This window comes from Parasphingorhabdus sp., assembly GCF_039982395.1.
Classification (GTDB): Bacteria; Pseudomonadota; Alphaproteobacteria; order Sphingomonadales; family Sphingomonadaceae; genus Parasphingorhabdus.
In genome coordinates, this window is sequence record NZ_JBDWYO010000006.1 from 962,257 (window position 1) to 988,174 (window position 25,918).

Annotated in this window: 21 protein-coding genes; 4 read left to right on the forward strand and 17 right to left on the reverse strand. The window is 53.4% G+C overall.

What is annotated here, in order from left to right; translation table 11 throughout:
* The gene (locus ABJV08_RS14670) at nt 1-2,415 is read right to left on the reverse strand and encodes a CoA transferase (RefSeq protein WP_348037365.1); all 2,415 of its coding nucleotides are present in this window, start codon (nt 2,413-2,415) and stop codon (nt 1-3) included.
* Between the two features lie 95 nt (nt 2,416-2,510).
* On the opposite strand from ABJV08_RS14670, the gene ABJV08_RS14675 reads away from it, so the two are divergent.
* A complete protein-coding gene (locus ABJV08_RS14675) occupies nt 2,511-2,870 on the forward strand; it encodes a 2Fe-2S iron-sulfur cluster-binding protein (RefSeq protein WP_348037363.1) in 360 nt (119 codons plus the stop codon).
* A gap of 53 nt (nt 2,871-2,923) precedes the next feature.
* A complete protein-coding gene (locus ABJV08_RS14680) occupies nt 2,924-3,778 on the forward strand; it encodes an alpha/beta hydrolase (RefSeq protein ID WP_348037361.1) in 855 nt (284 codons plus the stop codon).
* Here ABJV08_RS14680 and ABJV08_RS14685 read toward each other — a convergent pair.
* From ABJV08_RS14685 to ABJV08_RS14695, 3 genes are all read right to left on the reverse strand, one after another.
* Nucleotides 3,775-5,190 carry an MBL fold metallo-hydrolase gene (locus ABJV08_RS14685; protein WP_348037359.1) on the reverse strand — a complete coding sequence of 472 codons (1,416 nt, stop codon included), beginning with the start codon at nt 5,188-5,190 and terminating at the stop codon, nt 3,775-3,777. The two genes, ABJV08_RS14680 and ABJV08_RS14685, sit on opposite strands and share 4 nt — an antisense overlap.
* A gap of 92 nt (nt 5,191-5,282) precedes the next feature.
* Complete coding sequence (locus ABJV08_RS14690) at nt 5,283-7,892, reverse strand: TonB-dependent receptor (protein ID WP_348037357.1); 2,610 nt, start codon at nt 7,890-7,892, stop codon at nt 5,283-5,285.
* 199 nt (nt 7,893-8,091) lie between these two features.
* Complete coding sequence (locus ABJV08_RS14695) at nt 8,092-9,795, reverse strand: hypothetical protein (protein ID WP_348037355.1); 1,704 nt, start codon at nt 9,793-9,795, stop codon at nt 8,092-8,094.
* 178 nt (nt 9,796-9,973) lie between these two features.
* Here ABJV08_RS14695 and ABJV08_RS14700 point away from each other — a divergent pair, with 178 nt between their 5' ends.
* Nucleotides 9,974-10,735, forward strand: coding sequence for an SDR family oxidoreductase (locus ABJV08_RS14700; protein ID WP_348037353.1), 762 nt, complete (start codon nt 9,974-9,976; stop codon nt 10,733-10,735).
* A gap of 5 nt (nt 10,736-10,740) precedes the next feature.
* Here ABJV08_RS14700 and ABJV08_RS14705 read toward each other — a convergent pair whose 3' ends face one another.
* The 7 genes from ABJV08_RS14705 to ABJV08_RS14735 all read right to left on the reverse strand — a co-directional run bounded on the left by ABJV08_RS14705 (nt 10,741) and on the right by ABJV08_RS14735 (nt 18,139).
* Nucleotides 10,741-12,330 (reverse strand): arylsulfatase, encoded by a 1,590-nt coding sequence (locus ABJV08_RS14705; RefSeq protein WP_348037351.1) that lies wholly within the window; start codon nt 12,328-12,330, stop codon nt 10,741-10,743.
* Between the two features lies 1 nt (nt 12,331).
* Entirely contained in the window at nt 12,332-13,921 is a 1,590-nt protein-coding gene (locus ABJV08_RS14710) for an arylsulfatase (protein ID WP_348037349.1), read from the reverse strand.
* Between the two features lie 88 nt (nt 13,922-14,009).
* Nucleotides 14,010-15,077: an alkene reductase gene (locus ABJV08_RS14715; protein ID WP_348037347.1), complete on the reverse strand. Its 1,068-nt coding sequence runs from the start codon at nt 15,075-15,077 to the stop codon at nt 14,010-14,012.
* Between the two features lie 90 nt (nt 15,078-15,167).
* Nucleotides 15,168-16,247 (reverse strand): Rieske 2Fe-2S domain-containing protein, encoded by a 1,080-nt coding sequence (locus ABJV08_RS14720; protein WP_348037345.1) that lies wholly within the window; start codon nt 16,245-16,247, stop codon nt 15,168-15,170.
* A gap of 167 nt (nt 16,248-16,414) precedes the next feature.
* Entirely contained in the window at nt 16,415-16,882 is a 468-nt protein-coding gene (locus ABJV08_RS14725; protein ID WP_348037343.1) for an Lrp/AsnC family transcriptional regulator, read from the reverse strand.
* Complete coding sequence (locus ABJV08_RS14730) at nt 16,879-17,358, reverse strand: Lrp/AsnC family transcriptional regulator (RefSeq protein WP_348037341.1); 480 nt, start codon at nt 17,356-17,358, stop codon at nt 16,879-16,881. Before ABJV08_RS14730 ends, ABJV08_RS14725 begins: the two co-directional genes overlap by 4 nt.
* A gap of 10 nt (nt 17,359-17,368) precedes the next feature.
* Nucleotides 17,369-18,139, reverse strand: a complete 771-nt coding sequence (locus ABJV08_RS14735) for an SDR family oxidoreductase (protein ID WP_348037339.1) — start codon at nt 18,137-18,139, stop codon at nt 17,369-17,371.
* Nucleotides 18,140-18,241: 102 nt separating this feature from the next.
* Here ABJV08_RS14735 and ABJV08_RS14740 point away from each other — a divergent pair, with 102 nt between their 5' ends.
* On the forward strand, nt 18,242-19,030 hold the full coding sequence (locus ABJV08_RS14740; protein WP_348037337.1) for an SDR family NAD(P)-dependent oxidoreductase: 789 nt from the start codon (nt 18,242-18,244) through the stop codon (nt 19,028-19,030).
* Here the strand turns inward: ABJV08_RS14740 and ABJV08_RS14745 are convergent.
* From ABJV08_RS14745 to ABJV08_RS14770, 6 genes are all read right to left on the reverse strand, one after another.
* Nucleotides 19,027-20,292, reverse strand: a complete 1,266-nt coding sequence (locus tag ABJV08_RS14745) for an MFS transporter (RefSeq protein ID WP_348037335.1) — start codon at nt 20,290-20,292, stop codon at nt 19,027-19,029. The genes ABJV08_RS14740 and ABJV08_RS14745 overlap by 4 nt on opposite strands.
* Nucleotides 20,292-21,050, reverse strand: coding sequence for an SDR family oxidoreductase (locus ABJV08_RS14750; RefSeq protein ID WP_348037333.1), 759 nt, complete (start codon nt 21,048-21,050; stop codon nt 20,292-20,294). Before ABJV08_RS14750 ends, ABJV08_RS14745 begins: the two co-directional genes overlap by 1 nt.
* Nucleotides 21,051-22,187, reverse strand: coding sequence for a dienelactone hydrolase family protein (locus tag ABJV08_RS14755; RefSeq protein ID WP_348037331.1), 1,137 nt, complete (start codon nt 22,185-22,187; stop codon nt 21,051-21,053).
* A gap of 3 nt (nt 22,188-22,190) precedes the next feature.
* Nucleotides 22,191-23,858: an amidohydrolase gene (locus ABJV08_RS14760; protein ID WP_348037329.1), complete on the reverse strand. Its 1,668-nt coding sequence runs from the start codon at nt 23,856-23,858 to the stop codon at nt 22,191-22,193.
* Nucleotides 23,855-24,943, reverse strand: a complete 1,089-nt coding sequence (locus ABJV08_RS14765; RefSeq protein WP_348037327.1) for a Rieske 2Fe-2S domain-containing protein — start codon at nt 24,941-24,943, stop codon at nt 23,855-23,857. Before ABJV08_RS14765 ends, ABJV08_RS14760 begins: the two co-directional genes overlap by 4 nt.
* A 112-nt stretch (nt 24,944-25,055) precedes the next feature.
* Nucleotides 25,056-25,916, reverse strand: coding sequence for an amidohydrolase family protein (locus ABJV08_RS14770; RefSeq protein WP_348037325.1), 861 nt, complete (start codon nt 25,914-25,916; stop codon nt 25,056-25,058).
* Between the last annotated feature and the right edge of the window lie 2 nt (nt 25,917-25,918).

Genomic DNA, 25,918 nt, shown 5'->3' on the forward strand with positions numbered 1-25,918 from the left:
TCATATCCCCCAAGGGCTCTTCATCGCCTCCTGCCCTTCCCGGGGCGGATGGCACAGAGTGGCAAATTCTTTCGCCATGGCGTCGATGTCTTCGTCGCTATAGCCGACTTCGGCGAGCAGGGACGCGCTGTTGTCGCCAACAATAAGCGGCGGCGTCTGTTTCACGGTCGGCGTGTCGGATAACGAATAGGTCGCACCAATCTGTTCTAGCTTGCCAACGAACTCATGCTGATATTCGGCGGTCCAGCCGCGCTCCTTCAACGACGCATCATCGAACAGGCTCCGCGAGGCTTCGGCATCGGAGATCGCGGCAGGAACGCCCGCATCTCCCAGCTTGGCGAGCCACGCTGCGGCGGTCGCACCGGACAGATCCCCACCAGTGCCGAGACCATCAAAGGCCGCTCTCTGGGCGTCGTTGACCGCAGCAACCTGAATCCAGACATCGTCGGAACAGCGATAAAGCCGATAATGATCGCTATAGCCGGTTTGATTCTTGTCCAAACGCGGGCGGTCCACCGCCGAGCCATCGGGCTTCGCAACAGCATAGCTGGTGTTGAGGAGGCCGGCGTTGACGATCGACGTATCGACAAATTGACCCTTGCCGGTTTTTTCGCGCTCCATCAGAGCGTTGCAAATCCCGGAAGCTGCGAGAAATCCGTTGCCCGTATCACCCAGCGACGTCAGCGACCAGAACGGGAAGCCCTCACCGGTGTGCAACGCGCCGTCCTCGTGCTGGATGCCGGACAGGCAAGCACCCGTCTGGTCGTTGCCTGGCAAGTTCATGCGAGGGCCTTTTTCGAACCCGCGACTATGACAGTATATCAAATGCGGGAACTCTTCCTTCAAACTGTCATAGTCCAGCCCCAGCCGCTCAACCGCCGGATAGCGCATATTATGTTGGATAACGTCGCAGGTCGCGATCAGCTTTTTCAACGCTTCCATCCCCTTGGGATGTTTGAGCATCAGCGCGATCGAACGTTTGCCGCGATTGGCCATATAGGCGATATGTGTGCGGTGCCAGTAGCCGTCCCACAACGTGTTTATCTTGATCACTTCCGCGCCCATGTCGGCAAGCAGCTGGCAACTGAAAGGACCGGCAATGGCAAGGCCAAGGTCAAGCACCCGAATGCCTTTGAGCGGTCCTTCGCCATTTGCCTTTGCTGGCAGCGACTGTGCCTGCGGATCGGGAAGCGCAGCGGCGCTGGCTTTGACCGCATCGGTATCTGCACCCGTAGCACGGGTCGCCCCTTGCACAGCGCCCGGATTTTTCTCTAACGCGTAGCTCACACCAACTTGATTGATCGGTCCCAGTTCGGGATCATCAACCGTGACCACGCAGCCATCGTCTATCAGCAGCGGATCGGTCAGTGATTCCTCAAGTGAACGCGCCTCCTGCATCGTAACGCTGCCCACGGCGGCGGCATCAACCCATTCATCGGCGTTAAACTTCTTTATCGCTTCGGCCAAAATCGGTTGATAATGCGCCATTACCAATATTTCTTCCGGCCCGATGCCGAAACGATCCGGATCATTTTGTACCGTTAGATCCGGCGTTGCGTTCATCGTCTCGCCTTTGGACGCTTCCAGAATGAAGCGCGGGTTTGGCACCCAATTGTGAATCCATTTGCCATCAGCACATTGGAAATGGCCTTTGGGGCTGGCGCTGCCCATGATCCAGGTGTTGTAGCCCTCCGCATCCGGATCATCGGCCCGCTGCCATACGCCGCTGGCACAGGCCAAGGCTCCCTGGTGCAGCGAGGTAGAGACTTTCTGTCCGCGACCGGTTTTCTCACGTGCAAATAACGCAGCAGAAATACCGGTGATCGCCGAGAAAAACGCGCCAAGACTTGGCCATGGCGAGGCAACAAACAAAGGGCCGTCGCGGTTGGCGCCCTGCACCCAGTCCGGATCGATTTCGAGCGCATCGGCAAACGGGTCTTCCTTGCCGGACATGTGATAGAGCGATCCTTCCGGCCAGCCACGCTGTTCATATTGCAAGCCGGTTTTGGCAGCAACCAGCGCGTCATATCCCGGCAAATCGCGATTTTCGCCTTCCTCACCATAGCCAGTGATCGAACAATAGACGAGTTTCGGATTGATCTTGGCCAGCGCTTCATAGTCGATGCCAAGACGGTCGGTAACGCCAGGAGAGAAGCTCTCAACAACAACATCGGCTTCTGCCGCCAATTTCAGAAACAGGGCGTGGTCGCCGGCATCTTTCAGATTGAAAACGGCGTTTTTCTTGCCGCGATGCCAGACTTTATAGCCGAGCAAATTGCCAAAGGGATCGCCTTCGGGACGTTCTATGCGCGTCACGTCTGCGCCTTGGTCAGCGAGCAGCATTCCGGTCATTGGCCCGGCGATGCCCCAGCTCAGATCCAGAACCTTCAATCCATCCAATACGCCAGCCATCATCCATCCTTTTCTTGCCGTTTCATGTCCATCTTGCCATATTGAAATTGTGCGGCTAGGACTTTCCGAACGATGTTCTGAAATACGTCATTCGGACAATGAGTCAACCCATATCGACGGGCAAACAGGGATATATGATGCCGAAGATCACGGTTTTTAATCAAGATGGTAACGAACAAAGTCTGTCGGCGCGCGCGGGTGATCCATTGATGGAGACACTGCGCGACGAAGGCCTTGTGGAAGGCACATGCGGCGGCGCCGCATCCTGCGGCACATGTCATATTTATTTGCGCGACAATTGGTCCGAGAAGTGCGGAGAGCGGACCGAAGATGAAGGCTATATGCTCGAAGGACTGGAAGAGCATGTTGAAGTCAAAGACGTCTCGCGGCTCGCATGCCAGATTATCGTCAACGATGAGATGGACGGCATCAGCTTGGATATTGCCCCGCAGATATGAAAGCGGAACAGCTTCAAATATCGGTTCCCACGGTTGATGGCAAAACGTGTCAATTGTCCGCCACTATTTTCACTGCTGAAACAAGCGCAACCGGTTTGATTTTTTTCTGCTTGCCCGGCGGCGGCGCATCCCACGGATTTTTTGATCTGGGTCAATATGATGGCGTGGATTACAGCTTTGCCTCGCGGATGACCGCCTTGGGACACACGGTCATCACGATGGACAATCCAGGAACCGGGGCCAATCCCTTATCCGACGATCATCCGTTTCTAAAACCGCGACAGTCCAGCGACTATATCGCACAGGCTTGTTCCGACTTTATCGCCCAAGCCGCTTCTGGATCCGCCAAGATCATTGGTCTGGGCCACTCCATGGGTGGCATGATGACGATATTGACTCAGGCCCGGCATCGTCTCTTTTCCGGCGTTGCGTTGCTGGGAAGCAGCGCCGGCGGCCTGGACTGGGGTCTCGATGACCGTGAAAAAAGCTACATCGGTAAAGCGGACGCCGTCGAGCGGGATATGGAAGAGCTGGTGATCCGTAAATTTGGAACAGCGTTCCTCGGAGGCTCGGCTGGGCCCAGCGGCAAGTCGATAACATTTGGCGGAGCTACCGAAGCGCTGACCGCCCGTCTGCGCGAGATTTCAACGCCGCTCTATGGAGCCGGAGGAATGATGAGCATGATCAAGGGCAGTTTCATGGCCGAGGTTGAAGCAATTGATAAGCCGCTCTTCTTTGCTTTTGGCGACCATGATATCGGCGTTCCGCCCGAACAAGCGCCCGAACCGTTTACCGGCACCAGCGATGTGGAAGTCCATATTCTGGAAAATTGCGGCCACAACAGCCTCGCATTTCCGGTGATTGAAACTCTATGTGCCGAACTGGATCGCTGGTCCCGCGCGCTCTAGCGCGCCAATCTCTCTTCCGTGTCGCGCAGTCGATAGGTCAGCCAATAGATCTCGTAGCTATTCTGCAAACCGCCCTCGGCCTGCGCCAAAAGCAGCCCCAGCGCATCCTTCCGAACCTGGAGCGCGGCCTTGTCCGCACCTTCTTTGCCGAGCACGATATCAACCAGATGCAGCGCGTGCACCGGCTGGTTCTTCGCCAGATGATCCTTAGCTTTGCTGGTCAAAGCGTCCGCACCAGCCGCCTCGACGATATCGGTATAAACATCCGAAGCCGGAACCGGATAGAGTTCGGTCGTCTTGTCAAAGTGGAACCAGGTCGCATAATATTCCCAGATGGACTTCACCGCCCAGGACACCCGTCCATGCTGCTGTGACAGAGCCAATTCCGGCGGCAACTGGATTTCCGTCATCAGCCGTTCGACCGTCTTTCCATCGTTCATGCCCTTAACCGTTGCATCATGCACAAAGCGCGTTGCATCGCGCATTTTGATCAATCCCGCCATGATCGCAGCTTCGTCCGCAATCGGCTGTTTGTGGCTTGGCACGATCATTCTGGGCTTCAGCGCAATGATCGCATCCAGCGAATGGATATACTCAACCGGCTTGCGGATTTTCTCTCCCCGCATCGTGAAAATATTCGGAAATTGCGGGTAAATGGGCCCAAAGAAATCACCGCTGAGCAATATCCTCTTCTGCGGCAACCACAGCACCAGATTGTCGGCACCCTCTGCACCGGGCAAGGCCATCAATTCAAAGTCCACCCCGCCCTGGCTGAAGCTATGGGGTTCGCCATTGGCCACAGTTTGGGTCGGCTTGATACCGCCATAAGCCATCATCCCGAAAGTCGGCGGGTTTTCAGGCATGAACGGAAAAAGCGTCCGGTTGCGATGCCAAAAATAGGGTTGCAATTCGGTCAAATAGCGCTGTTCTTCAGCAAACTGGTCGTGGGTGATAATCTCAACGCCATCTTTCAGCCAGACCTTCGTGCCTCCCGCATGATCCGCGTGCGAATGGCTCAAGATAATATGGCTGAGCTTTAGATCCGGAACAGCCGCCCGCAGCGCTTTCATCTGCTTTGGCGCTTGTGTGACCAAGCCGGTGTCGAACAACACAGCACCGGCTCCTGTCGTAACAAGTTGCGCATTGGCGACGCCCGTCGCTTGATAGACACCATCGGCAATCTTGCGCGCCTCGATCGGAATATTGATGAAGTCCGCCGCGACACCGCCTTCGGCGGCGCCGGAATCTTTCATCCGCTGAACCGCCAGATCCCCCATAGTATCAAGCGCCTCGATTTCCGCGGCCTGCCGTGCATCTTTGGAAAAGGTCAAAATCAAAGCGGCGATGATGATGAGAGCCAGGACGCCGATCCCGAACCATTTCAAAATTTTTGCTGGTGATCTAGCGGCCATCGCCCATCCTATCCGTCATTCTCAGACTATATGAAAAAGGCGGACAACCCTTTGATTGCCCGCCTTCTTCGTGACGAAACTATGTTCCAATATTAGAATTTGATGCCAGCAGTGATACCATAAGAAGCCGGCTGCCCGAATATTTGGGTCCGGAATGCAAAGGTTTCAAAAGGCAGGGAATCAATCTGATATTTGTCATCAAATATATTCTCGCCCCAGAGCGCAAACGTATATTCCTGACCGCTATTTGATTCCCAATTGATGCCGATCCGGCCGCCCACGATATTCTGGTTGGACAGGCGCAACGCATTTTGCGGAATGGCGAGAACGTCGTCCTTGTAGCTGTAACTTGCGTTGGCGAAGAGCTCGACAGAATCGCTCACCGGTGTCTTGAAATCGAAACCGACGCGGAAGCTGTTTTTCGGCGTGCCTTGCAATTCGGTTCGGATTTCCCGGACATTGGTCAGCGGGTTGGTCACATCACCGGCATTGCCGTTAATATAGCTGTAACTGCCAAACAGAGACAATTGATCGGACACAGCAAATAGAACATCCACTTCTGCGCCCCAGATCTTCTCATCGGCGTTCACAACCGCGCGCGATGTCGCGACAATCGGGTTCAAGGCGACCGTCGTTTGCAGATCGGAAATATCATAGTAGAAACCCGACGCATTAATCCGGAGCCTATTGTCTAAAATATCCGCCTTCATACCAAATTCGTAGGCGTTGATATCTTCCCGTCCGAACAGAAAATCCGGTCCAAACGTCTCGCCGGGCAAGCGCAATCCGACCGCGCCGGCGTTGAAGCCGCCAGACCGGAACGATTGTTTGAAGCTCGCATAATACATGATATCTTCGTGGATATCGAATTCGACGACGAGCGACGGGTTCAGCTTGGAAAAACTGAAACTGCCGATATTGGGCTCGATCACATTGCCCAGCAGGTCAATATTGTCGAGGAAGAATGGCGATTTGGCCTGGCCAACACCATCCTTGCTTTCATCCGACCAACGCAGGCCGCCGGTGATGCGGAGCATATCGCTCGCATGCCAGGTGATTTCGCCGTAAATGGCCAGAGCATCTGAATTGATCCGCAATTCATTGCCCGCGGATTGCCGCGCACCGCCGTAGATGGCCGTTAGAGTGTTAACAGAAGGCGCCAACTGGGTCTGGATCAGGAAATCCTTGGTGGCCTGCGGAACAAAGGGATTGTTCAACGTGGGTGCTAGTCCCTGGGCGGTCAAAGCAGAGGTAATGATCGGCGATCCCAAGGCCGGGCTCAATCCGGCAAGGATGAACAGATAGGAGTTCACATCATCCACATTGCCGGGATCATTTACATCCGTGCCGGTCTCTTCATCATAATAATAAAAGCCCGTGGTATATTCGATCGCACCATCGGCAAATTCGCCGTTGAACGTGGCTTCAAAACTGAACTGCTGATGGCCTTCCAGATTGGTCGCGCCGCCAGGAGCCGAGAGGAACAGGCCGGTATTCGGGCCAAAGGGACCAGTGAAGGCGGTGGCAAAATCCGGTCTGATGGGCCGGCCGGCCAATTGAAAGGCCAAGGCAGAACCGGCAACAAGATTGCGGATGGACTGGACGCCCGGGACACCGCCAGGAGCCGGTGGGTTAGGAATGATGTCCGCGCTCAGAACACCTTGTAGAATGGCCGGATTGGCGGTGGGCACTAGCGTCGAAAAGCGTTCGCTGTCCGTTTCCCGATACGCCGCTGTGAATTTGACACTATGATTGTCAGCATAGTCCCATTCAAGATTGGCCGACACACCTTTGGTGATCAGCTTGCCTTTTTCGTTTGTGAAGGGCGTCGTCGTTCGATTTTGTCGCCCGGGCGCTGTGGTAACAGCCGCCGCAAATAACGATCCGGCATTGGCAAATCCGGGAATCGACTGATAAAATAGCGGTTCGCTGCGGGTCTTGTTATAATCACCGGCGATATCAAAACGCACATCGGGGGTCAGATCGGCGCCAAAGGCAACGCGGAAGCCATGTTTCGAACTACCGCCAAAATCAACGCCCGGGCCGTCATTTTTCACCCAGCCATCACGATCAGTTGTCAGGCCGGAAATACGCAGGCCACCGACATCACCAACGGGGATGTTCACAGCGCCGCTGAATTTCATATGATTGAAACGGCCATATTCAGCGCTAAGCTTGCCGGACCAACCATCAGCATTGGGCCGTGCCGAGATCAAATTCACCGCGCCGGCAACAGAGTTCCGACCGTATAAAGTGCCTTGTGGCCCCTTGAGAATTTCCACCCGTTCGAGATCAGGCGAGTCAAAGGCCAAGCCCTGAGACTTGCCGAGATAGACGCCATCAACATAGAGCGCGACGCGGCTGTCCTGACCAACTTGTGGATCGAAAGTACCAATACCGCGGATATTCAAACGAATGCCATTCGGGTCGGCTGGGTTTGGCGTGACATAGACGCCTGGGGCTACTTTGCCGAGATCTTCGACACCTTCGATGCGATTGGTTTCTAGCGCTTCTGTATCAAATGCCGCGATTGCAATCGGAACATCCTGCAGATCTTGTGATTTTTTCTGCGCGGTCACAACAATGATGCTGTTTCCTGACTGGCTGTCAGTAACGTCCTGCGCAAAGGCAGGCGATGATAGAGCCAAAAGAGATGTCGTTGACGCGAACGCAATGACCCGTGAACTTCGAACAAATGACATAAACTGCCCCTCCTGAATAATGCATCATCGGATTTTTTCCGATTTTTATACATTTTTACTATCATGGAAAAGCCAATGTCACAATTCAATTTCGTAATCTGAATAGGGTAAAATGCACGATATCGCCATTCACGGCACATTTTATGCCCTTATGCGTAATTGAATTGTTTTTATGTTACGCGAATGCCGGTGTGGCGCTCTAGTTGTCTTTGACTCGAGTAGAAACCAATTTGGGCTGGATTCGCGCCCTGCCCCACATGGTTCCAACAAACACACGCCCCTTTTCATCAATGGTCGGGCCGGAATATTCGTTGTTCCATTTCTGCCCGCCCAATATGTAGTGAAAGGTCGATTGGCCGGTGGCCCAGTCGAGCGCTTCGAGCGTCCATTCATTGTTGCGCGCACCCATCAGATAGACTTGCCCGCTGCCCAGGCTGACCCAAGGCACGCCATTGGGGGAGCTCATCGTCTCGTTCACCCAAGCCATTTCGAGGCGCTTCTTTGCCGGATTCCATTGGAATTTTTGCACACCATAAGGCTGGAATTTTGGATTGCCGCCCAGCGGCCCATTCAAAAGCCCCAACGAATTCCCATCTTTGGGAAGAAAGAACGGAATGTTGCGCGGGCGGTTGTTCACCACCAGCGCGCCATAGCCAGCAACAATGACGGTTTGCTCCGACTGGATTTTCTGGACGTCCAGCTGGCCCATCGATGCCGGCGCCAAACCGGCGATCCGGTTGGATGGCGACCCTTCCGGCGCTTTCCAGCCAGCGGGAATGGCATCGCGCCAGAACAGGGTCACGTTCATGCGAATGTCGCCATCGGTGATGGTGACAAACTTGTCCTCGTCATCAAAGCCCATCAAGCTCGGCGTTGCGCCCGTGCCTTCGCCCGTGCCATTCCGATATTTCGCGGTCCAGGCACCGTCTTTCTCATCGGTCGAGAATTGATCACCATCCCAGATCACTTTGTGCATATGATTGCGTGAAGCGACATAAATGCCACCGTCCTTGTCAATCGCAATGGAGTTGCGAACCCAGCCATAGCCAACGCTCTGCGTTGACGTATCTTCCGTGTCGGCATGTTTCAGGCGGATCGACCGATATTCTTTCAAGTCTTCTGAAACGGCAATCAAATGCCCCTGCTCCATCGGGAAGATAATCCACCCATCGAAGGACATGTTCATACCAATACTCGCACCAGCCAGCTCGGCAGGCAATTGAAACTTGCCCTTCAGTTCGATCTTGGACGCCGGATCATCCTTCACGCTGTCGCCATAAGCAACGATGGAGCCATCCTTTTTGGCAATATAGATCCAGCCATTGCGCCCCACGACCGTGTAAATGCCAGAAAGGCTCATAAGCGGTGAAAGCGCCTTGTAGGACGTGTAAAGCGCCGTGGTGCCATTATTCTCATCCAGATCAGCGGTTATATCGTCTGCCCATTCCTGGGTAAATTCTTTCGCCTTATCGGTCGGCAGATGATCGTAAATTTCATAGGTTTCATAATCGAGCTTATAGAGCCCGTTGACTCCATTGCTCCACAACAGCCTCCGTCCATCCGGATATTCGCTGGAGTTAAACGCACCAAAATGGCCAGGTCCCAAATGGACAAAGGCCAGTTCATCCTTTTCCAATCTGCGTGATATATCGATCGGTCCTGCGATAATGGTGGAATCTTGTTGGGCTGGCTCGCCATGCGGCAACGGGTTTACGCCCTCTGCAGCCATGAGGTTTTTCGGCGGCATCGCGATCTCTGAGATCGGTCGGACGCCTGTCGTCGCTGCCGGCGCAAGCGCCAGATCCAGGTCAGAGCGGTCGAGCATCGCTTCGGCTACATAGCCATAAACAAACCAACCGATGATGATCAAAGGCAAACCCACCAAGATTAATTTTTTGAACAACTTTCAGCCTCCCAGCCAATTGAACCGATATCGTATATCGTAACCACATTGGGCATTATGTCACATAGTGAGCCTATGAATAGCTATTTCGTCTAGTTTTGCGTAATATTTGTAGCTATGGATTACGAATATCGTGACCGATGAAGTTTCGGTCAATCCGCAACACAGGGCTTAAAATATGAAAAAGGCAGTGATTTCAGGATCCGCATCGGGGATCGGCGGATGCGTAAAGACGCGGCTGCAGGCCCAGGGATATGACGTGATCGGGATCGACCTGAAAGACGCCGACATTACAGCTGACCTCTCGACCTCTGAGGGTCGACAGGCTGCCATCGATGGTGCTCTGGAAAAATCCGGTGGCACAATTGATATATTGGTACTTGCCGCAGGTCTTGGCGGCCATCTCGACGATGGCCAATTGGTCGCCAAGGTCAACTATTATGGCGCTGTCGAATTATTGGACGGGCTAAAGGACACGCTCGCCCGGTCGAAAGCGCGCGTGACCGTCATTTCATCCAACTCTGCCCAGATGGGGGCGGATCCAAATGGTGATTTGGCCAAGGCTTTCCTGGATGGCACCGAGGAAGAGGCCATGGCATTGATCGGCGATAATCATGCCGCTTTAATCTATGGCATGTCGAAACATGCGGTTGCGCGGGCTGTGCGTCGGCGCGCCGCCGAATGGGGCGCTCTGGGCATCCAACTGAATGCGATTGCGCCGGGCATGACCGAGACCCCGCTGTTCCGTGGCGCGGCGGAACATCCCACGATTGGCAAAAGCGTCGAGTCCATTCCGATTCCCCAGGACCGCGTTGCAACGGCCGATGAAATGGCCGGCGTGATCGAGTTTATGCTGAGCGATGCCGCCGCCTACATGCAAGGTAGTATCATCTATGTGGATGGCGGAACGGATGCACAGCTAAGGCCCGATGCCTTCTAGCCACCCTAGTCGTAGAGGATCTTGCCTTTGTCGCCATAGCGGCTTTGCAAGACTTTAGACGCAATAGAGCCAAATCCCGCATGCGGTTCATCATTGATTTTGTCCGCCGCGATGATCGCGTCCGCATAGTCTAGCGGCGCGCGCCAGCCGGGATGTGGCATGACTTGCACATAGACACCGCCTACCGGATGTTCGGCCAACCGCGCATCCAGTGATATGGTCAAGCGTTCAACCTGCTCAGGATATCTATCGGCCAGATCTGTTTGCTCGCCGGGGTCCGCATAGACATCAAACAGCATGGACTCGACGTCTGTGCTCCGCCGCTGGTGATCGATCCTCTGGACCAGCTTCCATTTGCCGTCCAGGACGCCGTGCATGAAACTATTGTAGACCGGCGAGTTGGAGGTAAAATACAGCGGTTCGGCGCGCTGGTTGGCGCCCTTCCCAATCACGGCATCCCAGCGGTCCGTGCCATCCAGCTCCTTGACATTCCCAGCCTTTACACCGGCCGCACCGGTCAGCGTCGGCAGCAAGTCCATCACCGATATAACCGCGTCGTTGACGCTATTGGCCGGCAGCACCTCGGGCCAGCGCATCACCGCAGCGACGCGTATGCCGCCTTCAAATGTTTCGGTCTTGCCGCCACGAAGCGACCCGTTGCTCGCGCCAAAGGCGGAGAAACCACCATTGTCGCTAAAGAATAAGACGATCGTATTGTCGGCAATGCCTTGCTCGTCGAGCGTGTCCAATATCCGGCCAATCGCTTGGTCCATATTATCAACCATCGCCGCATAGGTTTTCTTTGGCGAAGCTGGCAGATCAAGCCGTCGGGGATATTTGTCCATATCCTCCTGCTTTGCGATCATCGGCGAATGGGGAGCGATGAACGGGACATAGAGGAAAAATGGCTTGGATTTGTCCCGCAATTGCTTGAGGTAGCGCACCGTTTGATCGCCATGCACATCGGTCGCATATTCGCCGTCATGGCGAACCGTTTTTCCATTCTCCTGAAAATCATAGCCTTTGGCAAAGCTATGATCAAAATAATGAACCTGCGTATTGAGATGGCCATAGAAATGATCAAAGCCGCGCGCATTGGGCGTATGCTGTTCGATCGTATGGCCCAAATGCCATTTGCCCACCATCGCGGTCTCATAGCCCGCCTCGCGGAAACTCTCGGGCATGAAATGTTCGTCGAGCGCCACCCCGCCATCATTCCACGGCATGATGCCGGCATTGGCCATGCCCAGCTTTATCGGATCCCGTCCTGTCATCAAGGCAGAGCGCGTCGGGGTGCAGACCGGCAAGGCATAGAAGCGTTCCAGCCGCATGCCTTCGCGGGCGAGCCGGTCAATATTCGGGGTCTCAATGTCTGAGCCATGATAGCCAACATCGCCCCAACCAAGATCATCGGCCATGATGATGATGACATTGGGCGGTTCGCTGCTCGTGCGTTGCTTCACCAAACCCGCGAGATTGGCGGTGGTTTCATTGCTAAACCCGGTCGAGGATGGCGATCGATCTCCATAGTAGAAATAGGCGGCGATGCCCGCGACGACCAAAATGCCAAGAACCAAGAACGTCGCCCGCTTCATATCACTCGTAGATTATCTTGCCTTTGTCGCCATAGCGTTGCTGCAAAAACTTGCTGGCAACCGCACCGAAGCCTTCATGAGGCGCTTGGTTCACCTTATCAGCAGGCAACACAACATCGGCATAGTCTTTGGGCGCGCGCCAACCAGGATGCGGCGATATTTGGACAAAGGTCCCGCCGACGGGATGCTCTGCCAGTCGGTCATCCAATATCGCGGTCAGGCGCTTGACCTGCTCTGGATGCTTGGTCGCCAGATCGGACTTTTCATTGGGATCGGCAGACACGTCAAATAGCAGGGTTTCGACTTCTGTTTCGCGTCGCAGATGGTTGACGGTTTGCACCATTTTCCATTTTCCGTCGAGCACGCCATATTGGAAATGGTTGTACAGGGGAATGTTAGAGGTGAAGATCAGAGGCTTGCCGCGCCAATGATCACCCTTCCCGAGCACGGCTTGCCAGCGATCTACGCCGTCAATTTCTTTGACATTGCCCGCCGTAATCCCGGCAGCACTGGCCAAGGTCGGGAACAGGTCAATCACCGAAATCACGGCATCATTGACGGTATTGGCGGGGAGAACTTCCGGCCAGCGCATGACCGCAGCGACCCTGATGCCGCCTTCAAATGTCTCGAGCTTTCCACCCCTTAGCGGCGTGTTGTCCGCACCGAAATTGGGATAACCTCCATTGTCGCTGTAGAATAAGATGATCGTGTTGTCGGCAATCCCTTGCTCGTCGAGCGTATCCAATATCCGGCCAATCGCCTGATCCATGCTGTCGACCATCGCGGCATAGGTTTTCTTTGGACCGACCGGCGTATCGATGCGCCGCGGATATTTGTCGATATCCTCTTGCTTCGCCTCAATGGGAGAATGGGGGGCCAAAAAGGGCACATAAAGGAAGAAAGGTTTGGTCTTGTCGCGCAATTCGGTCAGGAAGCGGACAGATTGGTCTCCGTGCACATCGGTTGCATATTCGCCTTTGTGATCGACAATTTTTCCGTTTTCCTGGAAATCATGCCCCTTGGCAAATTCGTGATTAAAATAGTCAACTTGCGTGTTCACATGGCCATAGAAATGATCAAAACCGCGGGCGTTCGGCAAATGCTGTTCGATCGTATGACCTAGATGCCATTTCCCAATCATTGCGGTATCATAGCCCGCATCCTTAAAACTCTCCGGCATGAATTTTTCATCGAGCGACACACCGCCATCTTGCCACGCCATCAATACAGCATTGGCAAGGCCAAGCTTGATCGGATCCCGTCCCGTCATCATCGCAGAGCGTGTCGGAGTACAAATCGGGGTCGCGTAAAAGCGCTCCAATCGCATACCTTCTTTGGCCAAACGGTCAATGTTGGGCGTCTTGATATCGCTGCCATGATAACCGACATCGGCCCAACCCAGATCGTCGGCAAGCAGGATGATGACATTGGGTTGCTCGGTGCTTGTGCGCGTTTTTACGAGGCTCGCCAGATTGGGGGTTGTCTCGTTGCTAAACCCTTCAGCCGATGGCGGCGCTTTGCCATAGTAGAAATAGGCACCCACGCCCGCGACAACAAAAAACCCCAATAAAAACAATAGACCGCGCTTCATTTCTATCCACCCCTGACAAACATTTCTGCTTTTTCGAATCTAGTTCGAAAACTATAGCTACCGCAATATATTGCGACAATCCAGTCATTCACTCTCCAGCCCGAGGATAGTCGATATATCCCTCAGCTTCGCCAGTATAGAGCTTCGTATAATCGGGCTTCGCCAGCGCAACTCCATCTCGGATCCGCTCGACAAGATCAGGGTTTGCGATAAAGGCGCGTCCAAAGGACACGGCCTCCGCTCGGCCTGCTGCCAGAATCGCGTTGGCGCTATCTGCTTTCAGACCATTGTTGGTGATAATAGGACCAGACCAGTTATCGCGGATCATCGATAACGCCTCCAATCCTTCCAGTCCCATGTCCACAACATGCACATAGGCCAAGCCAAGATCGTTGGCGGCCTTCAGAAATGGTGCGAATGTGGCTTCCGGATCGTTCACATCGACATCATTATACGGGTTGCCGGGAGAGATGCGAAAACCAACGCGATTCCCGCCAATAGCATCCGCCATCGCCTGCAAAATTGCGACAGGGAAACGAATGCGGTTTTCCACTGCCCCACCCCATTGATCCTCGCGTTGATTGCTACGTGAATTCAGGAATTGATGGACCAAATATCCACTGGCGCAATGAAGCTCGACACCGTCAATTCCGGCTGCCCTAGCGTTTTTCGCGGCTTGCGCAAATTCTTGAATCAGTGCCGGCATTTCATCCGTTTCCAATCCGCGTGGGATAGCGGTTGCCGTTGGTACGCCGTCCGGCCCCGGGACTTTGTCACCACAAGCAATGGCTGATGGAGCGATGACATCTGCGTCATATTCCCGATTGTCCGCCACGACAACGCGACCGCAATGCATGATCTGCATGACCAGCTTGCCGCCTTCGCCATGCACAGCTTCCGCCACTTTGGCCCAGCCATCAATCTGCTCTTGAGAATAGATGCCCGGCGTGCGCCAATAGCCCTTGCCTTCCCGGCTGGGCTGGGTCCCTTCGGTCACAATCAATCCAGCGGATGCCCGCTGCCTATAATATTCGACCATCAGATCGGTCGGCACATCATGCGGCCCTGCCCGGTCGCGGGTCATCGGCGCCATGATGATGCGATTGGCCATTTCCAAGGCGCCCAATGCAATCGGCTCGAACAGTTTTTCAGTCATAAAAACTCCAAAGAAAAAGGGCCAGGGAGGAGTGATCTTCCCTGACCCTTGTCGTGGCCAATCCCCCAATTGGCCAAAACCAGTCTTATCTCAAGCCACCTCGTCCCAAGGGTTGTTCAGAGTTCCCTGAGAAACATATTTGCCATTGGCACGTTTCTGGAATTCGCCGGCACGGACCCGCGGATTGAAAAACTGTTTGTACCAGATCCGCATTTTATCGAACGGACCATCCCCCTTCACCATCATCGGATTGATACAGGCGCGCTTATTTCCCCAGATTTCAAAGTCTTGCGAGAAAGCTGCCAGGCTGGCCGCCTGATAGCCGCGTCCCATTGCGACATCTTCTTCGGTTGGAACTTCATTGACGACCTTCACCATCAATGCATGCCAGACTTTAACCTTGCCATCTTCCACCGGTGTGTGCGCGATCAGCATATGCGAAGGATATTCGCCAACCATGATCGACTGCAAGATGCCCGGCCCGGTATACCAAGTGTCATTGGTCATCGGTTCTCCGCCCGAGGCCGCGAGTGTTTTATGACCAGCGGTCAAAACCTGACGGATCGTATGGTCGCTGAATACATTTTCAAAGAGCACCATATCCATTGAGCCATGAACGGGTCCCAAGTGACCCTTGTCCACCATATTATCGACAATTTCCTGGGGGTGGGATTCCAGCTCACCCAATATGTCGATCTTCCAATTCACCCAATGCGGCTGATCCCACATTTCAAATTCTGGCAGATCATAGTCTGGCGCACCGCCTTCTTCGTCATGCCACATCCAGATACAGCCTGCCCGCTCTTCCACTTTCCAGCTTTTCAGGCACGCCTTCTTGGGTGGCGGTGCTGGTGAATAAGGAATATCATTGCAGCTGCCGTCCGGCCCAAATCGCCAGCCGTGATAAGGACAACGGATATTGTCACCTTCGACATGCTCATTGTCGGTGACCACATAAGATGTCGAATTATTAGCCAAATGCGTACCCATATGCGGGCAATAGGCTTCCACCAGAAACACCCGGCCGGACTCTCCGCGATAGAGCACCATATCTTCGCCAAAAAAGCGAACGCCTGCCGGTTTTGTTGTGGCTTCTTCGGAGGCGCCAACCATGAACCAGCCACGCGGATATGTATATTCGCCCAGACCATATTCTGCAGTTGTCGCCATTGTTCCGAATCCTCTTAAATCCAACAATGGATATACAGAATTATTTTGACAAAATGCAATGCAGTTTATTGCCGAAAGAACAGCGCCTTGATGTTATGCGTATTATATATGGATTATTTTTACGCAAAATCTAAAATTCGCGCCCCGCTGCTGTTGATCACAAACAGCTAGTCTTTCGTGATTTTCACAGTCCGGGAATTATATTTTACGGTCTTTACGGCAATAGATGTTTCCACATGGTGCACACCTTTTATCGCTAGAATCTGGTCAGACGCCACTTCATGGAGCTTATCCAACTCGGTAAAAAGACAAAAGGTTAGAATGTTGAACCGCCCCATGGTGACCATTACGGCATTGACCATGGGCAGCTCTGCAATTTCCGCAGCAACATTTTTCACTTGATCAATGTCAGCCTGCACACCGATGAAGGCCATCCTGGAGCGGTTTGCGAGCCCAAAGCTGGTGATCGCTGTAAAGGCAATCATGCCTTCCTGCTGCAATCGTTTAATCCGGCCACGAACCGTTCCTTCGGTCACACCCAGATCCGCCGCGATCTTGCGGTTGGAAATCCGTGCATCCTTGGACAGGATCTCGATCAACTGATGGTCAAGATCATCAATAAGTGGCTGACTCATAGCGCTTCCCTCGCTTCGATTGGAGCGACATCGAATTTATATTTGATAACATCAACCACAATCGCCGGAACCATTGATCGGATGCCGCGCACTTGAGAAAATTTCTCGAGAAGCAGATCTGCCAAATCATCAAAATCATGCAATGCGACCAACATATCGATATCATAACGGCCGGTGACCAAATGGGCAGCAAAGACCTCTGGGAATTCGGCCAGCTCTTGCGCAACTTCGGATGCCGGCCGACCATCCACTTCGATCGCCACTTCCATCAACACGTTAAACCCGTGTGCAGCAAAGTCCGACACAGCGACAACGCGCAATTTATCTGCTTTTTCCATCCGACGGATACGCGCAGAAACGGTGGCAGCGGTCAGCTCCAGCTTGTCGGCTATTTGCTGATTGGTGGCACGCCCGTTAAGTCGCAATTGCTCAACAATCGCCATGTCCATATCATCTACTGGAAAATCGTCACTCATTCACAATCTCTCATATTCCAAATCCGCCGGATACATTAATCTGCTGCCCGGTTACATAGCCTGCTCGCTTTGATGCCAACCAGCTAACAGCATAGCCAATTTCTTCGGGCTGGCCCCAGCGTTTGATACTGAGCATCTTCTTTGTTTCCTCTTCCCAACCGTCAGGGAAAGCGCCCTTTGTCATCAACTCATGGAACATACCAGCATTTATAACGCCGACAAGCACACTATTCGCCCTGATACCATGCTGGCCTTCTTCTCGCGCAATTCCCTTAATCAGACTTTCATTTGCGGCTTTCGGGACCACCGACAAACCATCGCGTGGTGGCCAACGCAAATGTCCCGCAGAGCCCAGATGAACGATGGAACCGCCCTCTTTCTCTCGCATGTGCGGGAGCAGCAACTGTATCGCAAGGAACAACCCTCGTGATTCCACGGCGAAAGCATGATCCCATTCTTCTTCCGGTGTATCGGCCAAAGCATGTTGTTCCACCAGCGGTCCAGCTGCCCAAACCAACGTATGGATCCGGCCGTGATCCGCGCAGACTTGTTCAATCAGAGTCTCTATTGACTGCTTGTCGGTGACATCCGCTTGGTGACAGGTCGCTTTCGTTTCCACGCTATCGGCAATAGCCTTGATCCGGCCTTCATTGCGATTGCAGACCAACGCCAAATCAGCGCCATCCTGTGCCAATACTTCGGCTACTTTGCCGCCGATTCCACCGCTTGCACCGATAACCAAAGCACAGCCTGATTCAAATATTGCGTTATCTGATGCCATAATTTTTTCGCATTTCGTAACATTTTTCTCTTTGAAACCCATGATTGCGTATTATTAGAGGAAAATCCAGCAAAAGTTGCGGGACAAATAATGGAGCGCTTGATGAAAAGATTGACGGGAAAAACAGCGATGGTCACCGGCGGGGCGCGGGGCATTGGCGAAGGAATCGTCCGGCGCTTTGTCGCAGAAGGCGCCAATGTATTGATCACCGACGTTCTCGAGACTGAAGGACAGCAGCTCGCGAGTGAGCTGGGCGACAAGACTGCCTTTGCGTCGCTTGATGTCACTTCGTCCGAAGCCTGGAATCGTGCGCTCACAATCGCCGAAGAGAAATTTGGTCAGCTAGATATCCTGGTCAACAACGCCGGAATATTGAAATTCGCGCGGCTGGATGACCTGTCCGAAGAGGATATTCGTCAAATCATCAACGTCAATCTAATCGGTACAATCATGGGTTCGCAGGCAGCCATCCCGTTCATTGAACGCGCCGGAGGCGGGTCTATTGTCAATATGAGTTCCGCCGACGGTATATCTGGTGCAAACGGACTAACCGCCTATTGCGCTTCAAAATTCGGGGTTCGCGGATTCACCAAGTCTTTGGCACTGGAACTTGGCCCAAGAGGTATCAGGGTCAACTCGATCCATCCCGGCGGCATACTGACTCCTATGGCAAATCCGACCAATGTCCCCCGTGAAACCTATGACAAAGGCTATTGGATCTACCCTGCTCAGCGATCCGGATCTGTTGACGATATCGGAGCGGCGGCAGCCTATCTCGCTTCTGACGACGGCGCTTACTGCTATGGAACTGAACTATCTGTCGATGGCGGGCTCAACGCCGGCCATTATTATATGTCAGTACCCGGCGCTCCGCAGCCCCCCGAGAGCTAGTCGCCTTCCTTATCTGCTAGAAGACTTTGATCCTGCTCCAATGTTTTGGCACCCAACCAGATAAGCAGCGCACCAACGATGCCGACCGGAACGACGACGGTCAGTCCCTGTCGAATTCCGGTCGCGTCTGCGCCGAAATAGTCGCTTATTCCCCCAGCTATCCAAGGCCCCAAAACAAAGCCTAGGATATTCACAATAAGCATCGCCAAAGCGGTTCCGGTCGCGCGCATTCTGTCGGGAAGTATATACTGCAAGCTCGCATATAGACCGACCGACCAACCTCCGCCCAACAGTCCCGCAGGAATTGCCCAAAGCACCGCATGGTCGACCGATGATGCCCAAATCGCGCCCATGATCGACAAAGTGGCGAACAGCAATGCAATGGCCGATAGCATCAGCGCCCGTCCATAACCATTTTTTGTCAGATAATCGACCAATGCCCCGAACCCGATAACACCCAAGAAAGCAGGGATGGTAAAGGCAACCCCGAATGCGCTGCCTGCTTCGGTTTGGCTCATGTCATAAGCTCTGGAGAACAGCGTTGGCCCCCAAAATCCGAAGGCAATACCGGACATAACACCGAGCCCCATGCCAATTGCCATGTAGCGATAGCTGGATACACGAATTAACTGGCGGAATGTGTCGAATAACGGTGGGTGCTTCACAGAGGTCTTTTCGTGCGGCGGTTCCTTTACCAAAAGCCATGCAAGTGCAACGACCACAAACCCCGCGGAACCCATGACTATAAAAGCCATACGCCAGTCGCTTTGCGCGGCAATCGCCGGCCCGCCACTATAACCCAATATCTGGCCTATATAGACGGATAATGCCATTACCGCGAAGGCCTTACCCCGTTGTTCAGGCTTGAAATACGAGGCGATCAGCGAGAAAGCCGGTGCCTGAAATGCAGCCTCGCCGACACCGACGCCCACGCGAGCCGCCGCTAACGTATATTGACTATCGGCAAAACCACCCAGGACCGTAAAGAGGCTCCAGATAACGCAGCCCGCGCAGATGATATTGATGCGCGAATGCCGGTCTGCGTAAATTGCGAACGGGATGGCCAGAATCGAATAGAAGACAGCAAATGCAGGGCCGAGCAACAGTCCCATAAATCCGTCGGATACGCTAAATTCCGCTTTGATCGGCTCAACAAGGCCGGCCAACAGATATCGGTCTCCATAGTTGAACACAGAAATGCCGAGCAGCAATAACAGAACGATCCACTTGTTCGTCAGACGGGGCTGGGAGGTTGCTTCCATCAATCGCGGAACTGCATGCCGCCATTGACGTGCCAGACTTGCCCGTTGACCCATTCGCCATCTTTCGAGGCTAGAAATGCAACGGCAGCTGCGATGTCCTCAGGCTCACCCAAGCGCGTGTGTGGCATTCGTTTCAAGGAACCGGCCACCTGTTCATCCGTCATGTGAATCTTAACCGCTTCGGTCAGCACCACGCCTGGACATATTACATTGGCGCGAATGCCTTTCTTGCCCCACTTGCTTGCAACATGACGTGCCAAAGCATGGATCGCGTTTTTCGTCATCGGATAGGCAACCTGCCAAGGGCTTCCGCCTGAGGCCGCTCCGGACGAGGTATAAATCATCGCGCCTTCCCCCCGCTCCAACATCACTGGAAGCGCGGCCTGGGTCGCTATGAAATGGCTCTTGGCGTTGATTGCAAAGCTCTTATCGAGCGTTTCGATCGAACAGTTGAGCGCATCAATATCGCCTTCGGTGCCGCCTGCCAGATTGCTGTGATAAAAATCAAGCCCGCCAAACTCCGAGACTGCGGCATCGACAATGGCTTTTTGGGACTCTTCCGAAGTGCCGTCCAAATCCACACCTATGGCTTTCCCGCCTTCAGCGACAATGGCATCGGCGACTTCGCGCGCCCAGTCACCCATGATATCGCCGATTACGATATGCGCACCTTCACTCGCAAGTCGCTTCGCAGTGGCCGCACCAATGCCGCGACCGCCGCCAGCGATGATACCGACCTTGTCAGACAAACCTCTCATTTAGCGCATTCCTTCTTTGGCAAATCCCTGTTTTTTCAGGAATTCTATCATGATAGCCTTAGCTTTTTTGTCGGAGGCCGGATCGTTGCCGATCACATAGCCTTCGCCAATACAATGTGGGGTTTCGATGCTGATAGCCGTTCGCACAAAGGCCCGCTCACCACGGGTCGCATTGACCTTTGCTTTGGACACTGGTTCCCCGTCTACCAATGGATCGCCGGTTTCAGGATGATAAGAAAATTCGCAATCGCGAACATAAGGATTGTCTGACATCGCCCGCTCAACGCTGCTTTCCCACGCGTGACCTGCGCCCTTAAGCATGTGGCTTTCCACCGAAACGCCGTTCGCTTTCAGTGTTTCTTGCACCTTGGCACAGGCCTTTGGATCAACGCTGTTATCCTGATCACCAAAGATAGCGAGATACGCACCGCCCGTGGTCTGGTCTTCGCCGAGCACCTGATGGCAGGGCCCGTAAAAATCCATGTGCAAAGCAAAGGGCGGGACATCAGGAGCGACAATATTCTTGAGACGAGGATCGAGGACATAGCGTGTCACCATCCCGCCATAGGAATATCCAGTCACGCCGATTTTCGCTGCATCGATCGCTGGATGTGTGCCAATCAGTTTGAGTGCCGAGAATGCATCGACGATGATATCACTCTCGGTCGCAGACAGAACTTTGCGAATATAATGTTCTTCCTCTGCATTTCCGCGCGGCGTGTAATAATCTAGCACAAAGGCCGCGATACCCATTTTGTTGAACATGGCAGCATATGCCGTTTCCCGCTCAGCCTTGATGCCACCACTTCCGTGCAATATTATTATCGCTGGCACCGGATTCTCGGCACTGGCATCGTCTGGCAGGGAAAGTTCTCCTACCCCGCTATGCGATGAAAGCTCGTCAAAGCCAGTCAAGAGACGCGAAAAATCATAGGGGCTCTTCGTTGGAAAATAGATTTTTCCTGAACTATCAGCGGTTAACTGAGCGACCGGTTCTGGCAGGTCAGGCATTTCCGCCAAATCAACAGAGTCATTCCAGGGAAGTCCAATGCCAAGATATTTGGACTCAACATAATAAATCCCGGCGCCAGCACCGATTATGATCACCCCCAAAACGATCAGAAGAAGTTTTCTCATTGGCTAATCTTTCAGTGAACCAAAGACGGTTTGCCCATCCTTGATTGTGGCAACGACCTTGATATCCTTCAATTGCATTGCTTCTGTTGTTAAGGGGTTGCCGTCCAAAACGACCAAGTCGGCGCGCTTACCTTTGGCAATGCTGCCCTTGCTGTCATCTTCATGGATCTGCCAGGCGGCGTTAATCGTCACTTGTTGCAATGCCCGATAGGGGGATATCCGCTCGAGCGGCCCCAAAATGTCGCCCGACCGGGTGCGCCGGTTTACCGATGACCAGACCAAACGCATCATGTCTGTTGGTACCACGGGTGAGTCATTATGCGCCGTCGGGCGGAGCCCGGTTTTCCAGGCACTGGCTTGCGGTGAAATGAAGTCAGCCCGTTTCTGGCCGATAGAGACTTCACGGTGCCAGTCGCCCCAGAAAAACGTATGATTTGCAAAAAAGCTCGGATGAATATCCAGTTTCAGCATTTCGGGTAGCTGATCAGCACCGACCACCTGATTGTGAATCGCAACGGTGCGCTTGCCTGACAGTCCGCTCGCTCTGACACCGTCTATCAATGCCTGTGCCGCCGCATCTCCATTGACGTGAGCAAATAATTGCCAGTCATTGTCTGCTACCCATTTCAATTTGGCGGTGAGCGTCTCAGCGCTCATCAAACCATAGCCGTGATAATCGGCCCCCTGTCCTTCCGGTGGAACGGGCACGGGGTCGCGAAGCCAGGCTGTACGTCCTTGTGGACTGCCATCGAGTATAAGTTTGATGCCCGCAATCCGGATGCGACCATTTGACGGTTTGCCGACTTTCGCGAGCACCTCGGCCGACCATTGCTGTTCACCGGCAATCAAAGCAACAATATCAATGGGCAACTGACCCCGTTCATTGGCGATTGCCAGAGAAGCCCATGCCTCAGGCATTACACGGCCATCTTGTGCCGTTGTGATTCCGCTTGCTGCGTAAATCTTTGCCCCAGCCATCAGGGCCGGCAGGCTTGCTTCAGGAGATTTTGGAGCAAGCATCTTTAGATTGTTGAACCAGGCGGTTTCCTCGAGAATTCCGTTCGGGGTTTTCCCATCCTGCTCGCGCCGAATGACACCACCCACCGGATTGGGCGTTTCTGCGGTAATGCCAACCATTTTGAGCATGGCACTGTTCATCACGCCAAGGTGACCGCTCGCGTGCGAGATCATGATCGGGGTAACGGTCGAAACGGCGTCCAATTCTTGCCGCGTCGGATGGCGTTTTTCCGTAATCAATGAATCGTCGTAGCCCCATCCGATGATCACCGGAACTCCCTGGGGCCGCTCATAATTGCGCAATGTTTCCTGCAAATCAGCAATACTGTTCACCTGACCTACAGGAGATGGCGACAGATTTGCCAAACCGGCGGTCGCGCCCACAGCCGAGATATGGCCGTGTGCATCGATAAAGCCCGGTAGCATGGTGCGGCCGGCCAGGTTGACTTGCCTTGCCTTCTTCCCGGCCGCTTTGTTGACAGCCTCCTTCGTGCCGACCGCGATGATAATCCCGTCATCCACAGCAACCGCTTCAACCGTCTGAGGTTCATCACCGGCCATAGTGATAATGGGGCCTCCCATATATATGGTGACCTCGGCGGAGACGGAGGAAGCAAACAGAAGCGATGCCAGTAAAAATGCGATATATTTCATTTGTCTGATTCCACATAAAATTGGGCATAATGTTTACGGAATTTGGCTATCGGCCCGTCACCAGCACATATCAGGGCATCCGGCAGATATTTCTGTCGATCCCAGACTACTTTGTCTTGATCAAATTGTTTGCAAATATCCTTGATTATCGCCCGGGCGATTCCGGCCATCGGTCCTTCGGCCTGCGCCTTTGGCTGCGAGAAACAAAAATGAACCTGGACATGATCTTTCTCAACAGGTGTGATGCAGGAAATCAAGATTGTTTCAGAAATACCGGTGAACCGTGTCCAGCTCTGCCCTGGGCCAATATTCTTGAAAGCAATTCCGCCATCAACTTCACCTTGCGGCGTACCCATTTTCATTTTCAGGCTCGCCGAACGCCAGATATCACCCCATTGGAATTCATAATCGGGCATCGATGCCGCGCCATGAATATATTTGAAATGTGCGGCATCCACGCCATTTTCAGCCATATTTTGTAGACTACCGTAAACATTCCATTCGACGATATCATAATCCGTCCAGTCATCGCTTGTCGCCTCCGGCACATGCTCGACTTCCCATTCGGGGGCTGCACCGGTTGGATGATACCAGAACCATATCCAGCGATTGGCTTCGCTAACCGGCCATTGCTTCTCACACGGTCGCTTAACCTGTGGAGGGATGGATTTGGAATAAGGAATGCTCTCAACAGTGCCTTCGCCATTATAGCTCCAAGCGTGGAAAGGGCATTCGAGATTATTGCCTTCAACCCGACCACCATAGCCCATATGCGCACCCAGATGGCGGCAATAAGCATCGAGCATTCGCACCACACCATCTTCACCGCGCCAAATGACCAGATCGGTTGAAAAATAACGCAACGGCTTAACTTCGCCAACAGCAAGGTCAGATGACAGCATCGCCGGATACCAGCCATAAGCAAAGGGCATATCCAGATTACGATCGGCCAGCGGCGCTCGATTGATCACGTCCGCCTTGCGCCATTCGAGCAATTCTTCCTTGCTCATTTTCTCCAAGACTTGCCAAACAGCAACCGGAGCCGTCCTTGCATCACCCGCAGGACCATGATCTGAACCAGCCATAATTATCTCCTTCAAATTTCATCCACCAGATGGTGGCCTCCGGTTGCTGGGGTTGTCTCAGCAAGCCGGTTGATGGTTAGATAAGGAGCAGACTTCCCAGCCCCCACTTAACTCAAAGCCCGAAAACTTTGATCGCATTTTCACGCAAAAATTTCGGCCAAACTTCATCCTTGAAAGGCACTTTGGGCATGTCGCCGAATATCCGGTCCAGACTCAATCCCATCGGGAAATATCCTGCATATATGATTTTATCGCTACCCCGGGTATTGGCATAATCGATGATTGCCTTGGGATAATGTTTCGGCGCGAAGGCACTCGTGGAATAATAGAGATTTGGCCATTTCAGCATCAGTTTAACCGCCAAAGCTTCCCATGGTTCCGCACCATGTCGCATCACGACTTTCAAATCCGGGAAGAACCAACAGACCTCATCGAGGTGCTCAACCTTTTGGGTTTCCATAGGGATACGCGGCCCAGGAATCCCTGCGTTGATACAGATCGGGATATCCAGCTCCGCAGCCGCCGTATAGAGCGGGAACATATATTTATGATTGATCGCGACTTGCGGGTTCGTCCCAGACGGGAATACACTGATGGCCTTAAGGTCAACTTCTGAATGGATGCGCTTGATCCTCTTGACTTCGTCAATGCCCTTGTTCGGGTCACAAGGAAGCTCGAACGCAAAACGGTCTGGAAATTTCGCAAGCGCTTTCCGGGACGTTTCATTTTCGTTCCACCCGACCAGCGCTTTTTCAATGTTAAACCGGTCCATCTGGTCCACGGTCCAGCTGACATAGTCATCGACTTTGCCCGTCTGCGGAACGTCCTTGAACATATATTGCGCAGGCATGCTGAACATCTTGCGGCTCTCTTCATCCTTGAGCAAAGGCTTGAAGCTCTCGAACCATTCCGAACGGTCTTCCGCTTCTGGAATACCGAGCATACAATCAACAATACCAATATCAGTGGGCATTC